We start from the raw sequence: 11,730 nt of genomic DNA on the forward strand, positions 1-11,730 counted from the left end.
TCAATGGCCGTACAAAAAAGTAAAGTAACTCGTTCACGCCGTGGTCAACGTCGTTCACATGACGCTCTAACTGCAGCAGCTACAACTGTTGACGTGACTTCTGGTGAAACTCACCTACGTCACAATGTAACAGCTGATGGTTACTACAAAGGCGTTAAAGTAATTAACAAATAAGTTATTACTTTGCCTAATCTAACAATTGCGTTAGATGTCATGGGGGGCGATTTCGGCCCCCATGTCACCATCCCAGCCGCAATAAATATACTTAAAAAGTATAAAAACCTTTCTATTTACCTTGTCGGTAACGAAGCTGAAATAATTCCTTTATTACAGAATACTTCTACGTCTTTAAAATCCCGTTACACTATTATTCCGAGTATCGATGATATACCCATGGATCTTGCACCTGCGTTATCACTACGCAATTATAAGCAATCCTCTATGCGTATGGCATTGAATCTTGTTCGAGAAGGGCAAGCGCAAGCCTGTGTCAGTGCTGGTAATACTGGCGCGTTAATGGTGCTTTCTCGACATCTACTTAAAGTACTTCCTTTTGTCGATAGACCCGCGTTAGTTTCAACTCTTCCTTCGGTGACTAAACAACCTGTATATATGCTAGATCTTGGTGTTAATGTGAGTTGTGATGCTGATGCATTATTCCAATTCGCGTTAATGGGGTCAGCACTTGCTGAACATGTTGGCAATATAGATAATCCACGTGTTGCTTTACTTAATGTCGGACAAGAAGATATTAAGGGCAATGATTTGGTCAAACGTGCAGCGCAACTGTTAGCTGAACATCAAGATTTAAACTATATTGGCTTTATTGAAGGTAATGATATTTTCTCTGGTAAAGCGGATGTCATTGTATGTGATGGTTTTACAGGCAATGTTGCATTAAAAACAAGTGAAGGTGTTGTTGACCTGGTTATTTCTCAACTAACATCTGTATCAAATAAGAACATATTTACTAAATTATTATCATTATTGGTCAAACCACTAATAATGAACAGTCTTAAACGTTTGAAACCCGACCAGTATAACGGAGCAACTTTGTTAGGATTACCGGGTATTGTAATTAAGAGTCATGGTAATGCCGAACAGGTTGCCTTTGAATTTGCAATTGAACAGGCTGTAAAAGAAGTTAAAAGTGGGTTAGTAGATAAAATATCCACAAGTCTTGATGTTATTGATTAAGATTGGCTTTCTATCATTTAATTTGCCTCTTCTCTTGAAAAATTCAATCGTTATCCTCATATTACTTTCTAGTTAGATAAGTTCATTCTCAAATTGATACATGAATCTTTGTTAATTTTTATAGGTAATTTATGTCAAAGTATGCAGTAGTATTCCCAGGTCAAGGTTCACAAGTGATAGGTATGCTTGGTGATCTAGCTCCAGAACATCCAATCGTTGAGCAAACATTTGCTCAAGCAAGTGAAGTTCTTGGTTATGACTTATGGGAGTTAGTGCAAAATGGAACAGCTGAAGAATTAGGCCAAACTCATATTACGCAACCCGCATTATTAACGACGTCTGTTGCATTGTGGCGAATTGCCGCAGTAAAAGAAACGTTTAAGCCATCATTGGTTGCTGGTCATAGTTTAGGTGAATATTCAGCACTTGTTTGTGCAGGTGTGATTAAGTTTGAAGATGCAATCGCACTTGTTGAGTTACGTGGAGAATTAATGCAGCAAGCGGTGCCACAAGGCATTGGTGCAATGGCGGCCGTTATCGGATTAGATAACGATGCGATCATTGCAGCGTGTGAAAAAGCGGCTGAAGATGAAGTCGTTTCTGCTGTAAACTTTAACTCTCCAGGTCAGGTTGTGATTGCTGGTAATAAAGCGGCAGTAGCTCGTGCTTCTGAACTTTGTGTTGAAGGGGGGGCTCGACGCGTAATGCCTTTACCAGTAAGCGTGCCTTCGCATTGTTCATTGATGAAGCCTGCTGCTGATGAATTAAAAATAGCATTAGAAAAAGTGACGTTTAATGCTCCAGTAATCAAATTAATTAATAATGTTGATGTTGCGTCACCTGTTGATGCAGACAGCATTAAAGATGCGCTTATACGTCAGCTTTATATGCCAGTACGCTGGACAGAAGTAATCGAAACAATGGCGAAAGAAGACATCACTGCATTGTATGAATTTGGTCCAGGAAAAGTACTTACAGGTCTTGTGAAACGAATTGATAAAACAATTAAAGGCAGTGCAGTAAATAATCAAGCAACAATTGCTGATTTTGCATAACAGTAGGAATAGTTAAATGAGTTTTTCAGGTAAAACAGTACTTGTTACTGGTGCAAGCCGTGGTATTGGTCGTGCAATCGCGGAACATTTCGCGAAATTAGGTGCCAAAGTTATTGGTACTGCAACATCGGCACAAGGTGCTGAGCGTATCGGTGCTTATTTAGGCGATGCTGGATTTGGTTTAGAACTAAATGTAACGAATCAAGATTCAGTTGATGCATTATATGCTGAAATCAAAACCCAAGTGGGTCACATTGATATTCTAGTTAATAATGCGGGCATTACAGCAGATAATATTTTCTTACGTATGAAAGAAGATGAATGGTGTAATGTTATCGACACTAACTTGACCTCTTTATATCGTTTATGTAAGCCTTGCTTACGCGGAATGATGAAGCAACGTTTTGGCCGTATCATTAACATTGGTTCTGTTGTTGGTTCAACAGGCAATGGTGGTCAAGCAAACTATGCAGCAGCTAAGTCTGGTTTATTAGGCTTTACTAAATCGCTTGCAAGTGAAGTTGCATCTCGAGGCATCACTGTAAACGCAGTAGCTCCTGGTTTTATCGAAACTGATATGACAGCAGAGTTAACGGAAGAACAAAAACAAACAATATTAGCTCAAGTACCAACCAGTCGTCTTGGTAGTACAACTGAGATAGCTGAAACTGTTGGATTTTTAGCATCTGATGGTGCAAGCTATATCACGGGTGAAACCATCCATGTAAATGGCGGAATGTACATGGCATAGCCATTTATATTTGATCTTGTTTATAAATTTGCGAGCTTTTTCAACATTCGTGGTTTGACCACCAAGTTAAGGCTTGCAAGTTCATGAGTAATCAATAAACTACTAATCAAAAGCTTTATATTTTTTTAAAGGAAAAGTAAAACATGAGTAACTACGAAGAACGCGTAAAAAAAATCATTATCGAACAACTAGGTGTTAAAGAAGACGAAGTTAAAAACGAAGCTTCTTTCGTTGATGACTTAGGTGCGGATTCTCTAGATACAGTTGAACTTGTTATGGCTCTAGAAGAAGAATTTGATACTGATATCCCAGATGATGAAGCAGAGAAAATCACTACTGTTCAAGCTGCAATCGACTACGTTGTTTCTAGCGCTGAATAATTCAGCTGATTAGTTTCTCAACGAGAGATAATCAAAATGAAGTTGTTTTAATAATGACTTTATAAATTTATAAAAGCGGTCGCAAGACCGCTTTTTTTTTGCCTATTTGGAGAACGAGTGTGGCTAATAGAAGAGTTGTAATTACAGGATTAGGTATTGTTTCACCGGTTGGCAACACTGTTGCGTCATCATGGGAAGCAATAAAATCTGGTACCAGCGGCATTGAAAATATTGAGCACTTTGATACCACTAATTTTTCAACCAAGTTTGCTGGCTTAGTTAACGATTTTGATGCTGAGGCTGTTGGCATTAATCGTAAAGACTGCCGTAAAATGGATTTATTTATTCAGTACGGTATTGCCGCTGCAGAACAAGCAATACAAGATTCAGGTTTAACGATTACAGACGAGATTGCAACCCGAGTTGGTACTGCAATTGGTTCAGGTATTGGTGGCCTTGGTCTTATCGAGCAAAATGTGCATAGTTTTGTTAAAGGCGGTGCGCGCAAAGTAAGTCCATTTTTTGTCCCATCGACAATTGTAAATATGGTTGCAGGCCATGTATCTATTCGTAATAACCTTAAAGGTCCAAATATTGCGATCGCAACAGCATGTACATCAGGTACGCATTGTATCGGGCAGTCAGCTCGTATGATTGCATATGGTGATGCAGATGTCATGGTTGCAGGTGGCGCTGAAAAAGGCTCAACTGAAATGGGTATGGCCGGTTTTGGTTCAGCGAAAGCATTATCAACACGTAATGACGAACCACAAAAAGCAAGTCGACCTTGGGATAAAGACCGTGATGGCTTTGTACTTGGCGATGGTGCTGGTGTGTTAGTGATGGAAGAGTATGAACATGCTGTCGCTCGTGGAGCTACGATTTATGCTGAGCTAGTTGGATTTGGCATGAGTGGCGATGCATTTCATATGACATCACCACCAGAAGATGGTGCAGGTGCGGCGTTATCAATGAATAATGCGATTGCAGATGCTGGAATCCAAGCCAATGAAATTGGTTATGTGAATGCGCATGGCACATCAACACCTGCAGGCGATAAAGCAGAAACTGCAGCGGTTAAATCTGTTTTTGGTGATCATGCTTATAAACTTGCAGTCAGTTCGACTAAATCAATGACGGGTCATCTTCTTGGTGCAGCAGGCGCAATTGAAGCTATCTTTACGATCCTTGCATTAAGAGATCAAATATTACCGCCAACAATTAACTTGGAAAATCCGAGTGAAGGTTGTGATCTGGATTATGTAACAGATGGTGCGCGTGCAGTGAATATGGAATATGCGCTATCAAACTCATTTGGTTTTGGTGGTACTAACGGTTCGCTTTTATTTAAAAAAGCGGATTAAGATATCAACACGATGACTTTCGACAGCTAATTATTCAGTTTGTTACATAATTAGGTGTTTTTAGTTATTTGATATGCACATGCAAGGTGATTAACGCACCTTGCATGTATCAAACAATTTTTCATTGGTGTAAAATGTGTGCTGAATTTAATTTACGCATTGAGCCATGAAAAAGATAATTACTGCTATTTCGTTACTGTTTACCATCCTATTAATTGCATGCGTACTTTTTTATTCACGCTATCAATCATTTGTTTCTATCGAGCGCGTAACTGCCGACCATATTCTCACTGTTTCACCTGGTGATACTGCACAATCTATTGCTAACAAGATGCTCGAAGAGATCGACTTAGAATCTAAGGTGTTTTTACGTGTCTTTTTTAAGCAGAACCCGGGTATTACGAATATTAAACTGGGTTCTTATAAAGTAACTGCTGGTTGGGATTTTAAAACATTATTTGAACATCTTGAATCAGGTGATGAATTCCAACATAAAATTACATTTATTGAAGGCTCTACATTCAAGGAATGGCGCCAGCAGCTAGTGAATGTTTCGGGTCTTGTAAATGACACTGCTGATTTATCTGAAAAAGAATTAGCGCAGTTCTTACAAATTGAAAATCCTAAGCTTGAAGGCTTAATGCTGCCTGAAACTTATTTTTATCCGCAGGGTACGCTTGTTTCAGCACTATATTTAAAGTCACACAAAAAATTACAGGCTTATTTAGAGCAGGCTTGGGAAACAAGAGACAAGAATTTACCGTTGAAGACTCCTTACGAGGCGTTAATTCTCGCATCTATTATTGAAAAAGAAACAGGATTAGAAAGCGAAAGAACAACGGTTGCATCAGTTTTTATTAACCGATTGAATAAACGTATGCGTTTACAAACGGACCCAACCGTTATTTATGGTATGGGCGATGACTACAAAGGTAATATTCGTCGTAAACATTTACGTCAAAAAACAGATTATAACACTTACGTGATTAGAGGTTTACCACCGACACCGATTGCAATGGTTGGTAAAACGTCTATTGATGCAGCATTACATCCGGCAAAAACAAATTACTTATATTTTGTTGCCAGTGGTGATGGTGGTCATTATTTTTCAAAGAATTTAAAAGAACACAATCGTGCTGTTCGTAAATACATTTTAAAGAAATAAATTGAAGAGAGTTATTGTGCAAGCAAAATTTTTAGTAATTGAAGGCCTTGAAGGCGCAGGTAAAAGTACAGCAGTAAGTACCGTTATTAGCTGGTTAGCAGAGCAGGGGATCACAGATGTGATCACAACACGTGAACCCGGTGGTACTAAACTTGCCGAAAAAATGCGTGCGATTGTTAAAGAGGTGAATACCGAAGAGCCATTAACCAAGTCGGCAGAGCTGATGTTAATGTATGCTGCTCGTGCACAACTAGTTGAAAACGTGATTAAACCTGCGCTTGCAAAAGGACAGTGGGTTGTTGGTGATCGCCACGATTTATCTTCTATTGCTTATCAAGGTGGTGGTCGTGGTTTCGATATCGATGTATTGAATACATTACGCCAAGTTGCAATCGGTGACTTTAAACCAGATGTGACATTATTATTAGACATCGATCCGGCTGTGGGTTTGCAACGTGCTAAGGTTCGCGGAGAGTTAGATCGCATCGAACTAGAACAGTTGTCATTTTTCCAACGTATTGGTGCTAAATATAGAGAACTTGCTGCAGCAGATGACACGATTTTCAGTGTGGATGCTGGTCAGGACATTGAAAATGTTCAAACACAAATCCGAGATACATTAATGGCTAATGTTCATTGTAATCAAAAGAACGTTGATTAATGTTATATCCTTGGTTATTACCTCATTGGGAAAAACAGCAAACGCAAATGACTGCAGGTCGTTTACATCATGCGTTGTTTATTACTAGTGCGAGCGGTATGGGCAAATTGTCGTATGCGCAGACACTTGCCCAAACTTTATTATGTAAAGAACCGATCGGCTGGGAACCTTGTCATCAGTGTCACCCTTGCCAATTATTAGAAACGAGTGTTCATCCCGATTATTACTTAGTATCCACGGAACCCGGTAAAATAATTGGTGTGGATCAAATAAGACATATTAGCCAAAAGTTGAATGAACGATCTCAGCTTGCAGGAAATAAAGTCGTTATTATTGAGCATGCTGAAAGTTTTAATTTAGCATCAGCGAATGCTTTATTAAAAACACTCGAAGAACCGAGTGATGGCAGTTACATTATTTTGCTGGCTGAAAATAAATCACAGGTATTACCAACAATCTACAGTCGTTGTCAGAAGTTGCATATACCTGCGCCGCCAGAGCAAGAAACATTAACGTGGCTACAGCAACAGTTCCCGATAGAAAGTCCAACACTCACCGCTATTCGAATTAATCACGGCGCACCTTTGCACACGCTAAGCTATTTAAATAACGGTGATGATGATTTGCGTAAAGAGATCTTCTCTAATATCACATTACTAACGCAACAGCCCGCAGCTATTACGCGATTATGTGAAATTATTTCGGACCGCACGTTAGAAAAGCTATCTTGGTTACAATTTATCTTACTCGACTTACAAAAAGTAATTCGAGGTGTAGGGCGTGATTACATTGTTAACGCGGACCAACTTGATTGGTTAACGAACTTTTCAAGTCAACTATCACAAGATAAGATTACTCAACTACAATCAGAGTTAACAGAACTGCGTCAGCTATTAATGCAAAATAATAATTTAACTGCTGAAACACTTGTGCTGTCATTTTTGATCAAACTTAAAAGATTTATAAATTAATATGCTAGTAGATTCTCATTGCCACTTAGATGGCTTAAATTACGATTCAATTCATACTGACCTTGCAGATGTTGTTAACAAAGCAACTGAGCGCGGTGTTTCTCATTTATTAAGTGTGTCAGTGACGTTACCGCGTTTTAAAACAATGCTGTCGTTGATTTCGGAGTTTGATAACATTCATGCTTCGTGTGGTGTTCACCCACTTAACCTTGAAGACGATTATGAGAAATCAGAGCTATTGTCATTAGCTGCAAACGAAAAAGTTGTCGCGATTGGTGAAACAGGTTTAGATTATTTTTATTCGCCTGAGAATAAAGAGATTCAAGAAGCATCATTTCGTAACCACATCCAAGTAGCGATTGAATTAGGTAAGCCACTTATCATTCACTCTCGTGGTGCTGTTGACGATACGCTTCGTATCTTAAAAGAAGAAGGCGCAGAAAAAGTCGGGGGCGTTATTCACTGTTTCACTGAATCTGACGCGATGGCTGCTGCAGTATTGGAAATGGGCTTTTATATTTCTATTTCAGGTATTGTTACGTTTAAATCAGCAAAAGACTTACAAGAAGTAGTGAAGACAATACCTGCTAACCGATTGTTAGTTGAAACAGATTCGCCTTATTTAGCGCCAGTACCTTACCGCGGTAAAGAAAATCAACCTGCGTATGTTCGTGCTGTAGCTGAATTCGTTGCTGATTTACGTGGTGTAAGCTTCGCGGAATTAGCTGAATCAACGACAGAGAACTACTTTAAGCTGTTTAACGCTAAAAAGTAATATCGTACTAATACCTATACTCGTCTCTGATATAGCATCTTGACGGAACTTAGGCATATACTACACTCAATTTTTGACGATAGAGTTGAGTGTGGTATTATCTCCACAAATTTATGGACCTGTTTGATCATTTAATATTACATGTCGATAAGTTAACAGTACTATCTTAATAAGTTACAGTACTATCTCGATATTCTTGTGACGAACTATCGAATTCAATTATTATTTGGAGGCATTTTGGCTCACCTAGTTACCTATACGTATAAAAAAGAAGATAAGAAAATTCCATTTTCATACAGACAGTTCCACCATATCTATGAAGCGGCTGCAGCAGCAGAAGGCATCGACCTAACGCAGTATTTGATCATGGAAAAACAAGTTGAAGATGTATCTAAAGGTACGAAAGCGGTAAGAGAATTCCGTAAAAACCACTTTACTAAATTAGGCTTTAGTAACGTTTGGTTTATTAAAGATGGTATTGAAGAGTAATTGATTAAATAATAATTCTTAAATAGTCAAAAAGATTAAATAATGGGTGATCAAAGAAGATCACCCATTCAAGTCAATAATAAACCCTACGACAGTAACGTTAAACCAGTTGGTAAACTGTCACCAAAAATACGCTTCATTACCGTTTCATCAGAAACCTGTACATCACGTACTAATTCTAACCAAGACTCCGATAGTTTATTTTGCGTTAGTTTTTCTATCACCGCATCTCTGACTTTATCTTGAATATCGATTTCTCTGTCGCCAGTTTTTCTTGCGATCATCACTGCTGAGAAAGCTATATGCGGTTCTTTCTGCCAGTCGGCATCGATAATCGTATTTAGCCATGTCTCTGCAATATGGCGAGGAACAACGTTATGTTGGCTACCATAAAAGGCAACACGAGAAGCGATACGCCCTAATGCCCACCAATGTAATTGCTGATTTTGTGGTTTTTTGAGTTTAGCGAGTAGATACTCACCAAACTCAACTTTTAGCGCCACTGGAATATGCTCTAATGAAGCTGCTAGTCGGATAATATCATCGTAGCTACGTTGTTTAGCTTGGTTGATTATTTTCGCGTGCTTATTGCTGTCTTCTACAAAATATACAGAGATCGTATCGTATATTTCAATCTGCTGTTGCTCATTTAAGCCACCTGCAATACGACGCCATAAATTCCACCAATCACTCCAAGACTGTGTCGATTTATTGTATTGAATCGCTGATTTGAACGTTGGCCAGATCTGCTCAATACGCCAATCATCAGCAGGGTAGCCAAAGCCAGGACGAAGCAGGAAGCTGGTTAATTTAAGCCAATTACGTTCATGTTGCTCTGTTCGACGACGGTTTTTAGCAAACTGTAGGCAAGGTGCTGCAAGTTCACGTAGTAGGTCTGTATCCCACGTGTCGCGTTTACCTAGGCGTTTATCAAGATCGTTACGTAACGATTTGACTAATTTAGGATCACTTTTCTTACTACTTGCACCGTATACAGCTTCAATCAATTTGATCGCATCAGGTAGGTTAGGGTGACGCTGTTTAATATCAGCGATATCCTGTGAATCATTACCTGCGGACTTATTTGATAAACTCGGGCGAACAGAAAATTCAAGAGCCCAACGTTGCTTGCTGTTTGTTTCACTTACGCATTCAAGCTGTAAAGTACCTATGCTACTTAGCTTGCAAGATAGATAAACAGATTCAAAACGTTTGTGATCTTTGTGCTCTGGAATAGTAACAACAAAAGGAGGCAATGGTGTTTTACCTTTTAATTCAGTCTCAAATTCTTTTCCAACTATATCACCCGGCTTGAAATTACTTTCATGGCTTGTAGTGGCAAGATTAAAACGGATTGGCTCACCAATGGTTAATGAGAACAAACGGCTATCTAAATTAATGACTTTTTCATCTTCAGTACCTTTTGGAAGTAGGCAAATTGATTGTGTTTTACCTGAGCGGTCAGTAATTTCAATAAAGTAATTACGTGGGCTACCACCGCCTATTTGTTTCTGTTTACCCATTTTAGCAAAGCCAAATTCAACGGCACCGTAAGCAACGGACAGATCTGGATTACCATTATGTAGCATTTGGATCTTTTGTTGTTTCCAGCTAGATAGTACTTTGTCTATTTGTAGCTTAACTTGTCGGCTATTAAAAATACCACCATTAACAAGTACAGCTGCAGGTACAACGGCTGGATCATAGTCATCGCTTGCTGCTACGTCATAATATGTATGGATGAACTCGGCAATGTGTTTTGAAATAGCAGGATCTGATGTATAAGGTAAACCAAATTCAACCACCGCATTTTTTCGATGTGTCGGTAATTCATTAAATGAACTATTTGGCAAAAAGCCATTAAAGACCATATCAACAACTTCATTTTTGGTCAGCTCACACTTTTTAGATTGTGCAATAAGCTTTGAACCACGGCCAAGTAAAGTAATAGAAGTGGTACTTGGTGGCTGCTCTGATAAAAAGAGTTCTTTTGCTTGGCGTGTCTGCTGAATTAATTGACCGAGAGCGGCTGACTGCAAGCGCTGATCTGGTGATATTCTTGATTCGACAATATGTGCTAGAGCTAAATCTATATTATCGCCACCCAGCATTAAATGATCGCCAACTGCAACACGGTTTAAATTCAATTCACCGTGATCTAATGACATCTCAATTAAGCTAAGATCGGTTGTACCACCGCCTATATCACAAACAAGCATGGTTTTATCTTGTTCAATCAAATCTGTTTTAGCTTGTTTGTTACGGTGATACCAGTCATAACAAACAGCTTGTGGTTCTTCAAGTAGCGTTACGTTTGTTAAGCCAACAAGATCGGCTGCGGCAAGTGTTAATGCGCGAGCTGTATCATTGAAAGAAGCAGGGACAGTAATGGTAATGTTTTGATCTGCGAGCTGGTGATCTGGGTTGTGATAATTCCAAGCAGATTGGAAATGGGCAAGATAACTGGCGCTGGCAATAACAGGCGATACTTTTTCGATATTATCTTCAACAGCCCAAGGGAGAATAGCGGCTTGTGCATCGATACTTGGATGAGATAACCAGCTTTTAGCGCTTGATACTAAGCGGCCTTTGGTTTTTGTGCCTAAATCACGCGCCCATTGGCCCACGATAACATTGGTGATTTCACCGTTAAATTCATTCTTTTTCCAAGGTAAAATACAATCGCTTGGCGCAATTTCATTATCGTTGAAATGATAGCGGAATGAAGGGAGCAACGGTTTTCTTGCTACTTCGCCAGGACCAACCAATTGGTCGACTAAGAATACAGAAGCACTGGCTTGATAATCATCGATATTTTTATAAGAAAGAACACTGTGTGTGGTGCCAAGATCGATGCCAATTACAAATTGCGCTGTTTTAGAAACAGGTGAGGGCATTAAAAACTCCATATAATAAAACTCA

The 11,730-nt window shown here is 39.1% G+C and carries 12 protein-coding genes; 11 read left to right on the plus strand and 1 reads right to left on the minus strand.

Features of this window, described 5'->3' with window-relative positions; translation table 11 throughout:
* Positions 1–3: 3 nt before the first annotated feature.
* The 11 genes from rpmF (at position 4) to HWV00_RS09715 (ending at position 8,808) form a co-directional block, all read left to right on the plus strand.
* Positions 4–174: a 50S ribosomal protein L32 gene (gene rpmF, locus HWV00_RS09665; RefSeq protein ID WP_006033904.1), complete on the plus strand. Its 171-nt coding sequence runs from the start codon at positions 4–6 to the stop codon at positions 172–174.
* A 9-nt stretch (positions 175–183) separates the two neighbouring features.
* Positions 184–1,197: a phosphate acyltransferase PlsX gene (gene plsX, locus HWV00_RS09670; RefSeq protein ID WP_211685977.1), complete on the plus strand. Its 1,014-nt coding sequence runs from the start codon at positions 184–186 to the stop codon at positions 1,195–1,197.
* 131 nt (positions 1,198–1,328) lie between these two features.
* Positions 1,329–2,252: an ACP S-malonyltransferase gene (gene fabD, locus HWV00_RS09675; RefSeq protein ID WP_211685979.1), complete on the plus strand. Its 924-nt coding sequence runs from the start codon at positions 1,329–1,331 to the stop codon at positions 2,250–2,252.
* A gap of 16 nt (positions 2,253–2,268) precedes the next feature.
* Complete coding sequence (gene fabG / locus HWV00_RS09680; RefSeq protein WP_211685980.1) at positions 2,269–3,003, plus strand: 3-oxoacyl-ACP reductase FabG; 735 nt, start codon at positions 2,269–2,271, stop codon at positions 3,001–3,003.
* 143 nt (positions 3,004–3,146) lie between these two features.
* Positions 3,147–3,383: an acyl carrier protein gene (acpP, locus tag HWV00_RS09685; protein ID WP_211685982.1), complete on the plus strand. Its 237-nt coding sequence runs from the start codon at positions 3,147–3,149 to the stop codon at positions 3,381–3,383.
* Positions 3,384–3,502: 119 nt separating this feature from the next.
* Positions 3,503–4,747, plus strand: coding sequence for a beta-ketoacyl-ACP synthase II (fabF, locus tag HWV00_RS09690; RefSeq protein ID WP_211685984.1), 1,245 nt, complete (start codon positions 3,503–3,505; stop codon positions 4,745–4,747).
* 166 nt (positions 4,748–4,913) lie between these two features.
* Complete coding sequence (gene mltG, locus HWV00_RS09695; RefSeq protein ID WP_211685986.1) at positions 4,914–5,912, plus strand: endolytic transglycosylase MltG; 999 nt, start codon at positions 4,914–4,916, stop codon at positions 5,910–5,912.
* 16 nt (positions 5,913–5,928) lie between these two features.
* On the plus strand, positions 5,929–6,573 hold the full coding sequence (gene tmk, locus HWV00_RS09700; protein WP_211685988.1) for a dTMP kinase: 645 nt from the start codon (positions 5,929–5,931) through the stop codon (positions 6,571–6,573).
* Positions 6,573–7,544: a DNA polymerase III subunit delta' gene (gene holB / locus HWV00_RS09705; protein WP_211685990.1), complete on the plus strand. Its 972-nt coding sequence runs from the start codon at positions 6,573–6,575 to the stop codon at positions 7,542–7,544. The genes tmk and holB overlap by 1 nt, the downstream gene beginning before the upstream one ends.
* A 1-nt stretch (position 7,545) precedes the next feature.
* Entirely contained in the window at positions 7,546–8,319 is a 774-nt protein-coding gene (locus HWV00_RS09710; protein WP_211685992.1) for a TatD family hydrolase, read from the plus strand.
* Positions 8,320–8,556: 237 nt separating this feature from the next.
* Complete coding sequence (locus HWV00_RS09715; protein ID WP_211685993.1) at positions 8,557–8,808, plus strand: DUF2960 domain-containing protein; 252 nt, start codon at positions 8,557–8,559, stop codon at positions 8,806–8,808.
* 86 nt (positions 8,809–8,894) lie between these two features.
* Here the strand turns inward: HWV00_RS09715 and HWV00_RS09720 are convergent, their stop codons facing one another.
* Positions 8,895–11,705: an Hsp70 family protein gene (locus HWV00_RS09720; RefSeq protein WP_211685995.1), complete on the minus strand. Its 2,811-nt coding sequence runs from the start codon at positions 11,703–11,705 to the stop codon at positions 8,895–8,897.
* Positions 11,706–11,730 lie beyond the last annotated feature (25 nt).

The organism is Moritella sp. 24 (assembly GCF_018219155.1).
Classification (GTDB): domain Bacteria; phylum Pseudomonadota; class Gammaproteobacteria; order Enterobacterales; family Moritellaceae; genus Moritella.

Excerpts from the sequence above, each read along its gene's own strand:
- rpmF (WP_006033904.1), top strand. The coding sequence starts at position 4 with ATGGCCGTACAAAAAAGTAAAGTAACTCGTTCACGCCGTGGTCAACGT.
- fabD (WP_211685979.1), top strand. The coding sequence starts at position 1,329 with ATGTCAAAGTATGCAGTAGTATTCCCAGGTCAAGGTTCACAAGTGATA.
- fabG (WP_211685980.1), top strand. The coding sequence starts at position 2,269 with ATGAGTTTTTCAGGTAAAACAGTACTTGTTACTGGTGCAAGCCGTGGT.
- acpP (WP_211685982.1), top strand. The coding sequence starts at position 3,147 with ATGAGTAACTACGAAGAACGCGTAAAAAAAATCATTATCGAACAACTA.
- mltG (WP_211685986.1), top strand. The coding sequence starts at position 4,914 with ATGAAAAAGATAATTACTGCTATTTCGTTACTGTTTACCATCCTATTA.
- holB (WP_211685990.1), top strand. The coding sequence starts at position 6,573 with ATGTTATATCCTTGGTTATTACCTCATTGGGAAAAACAGCAAACGCAA.
- HWV00_RS09710 (WP_211685992.1), top strand. The coding sequence starts at position 7,546 with ATGCTAGTAGATTCTCATTGCCACTTAGATGGCTTAAATTACGATTCA.
- HWV00_RS09720 (WP_211685995.1), bottom strand. The coding sequence starts at position 11,705 with ATGCCCTCACCTGTTTCTAAAACAGCGCAATTTGTAATTGGCATCGAT.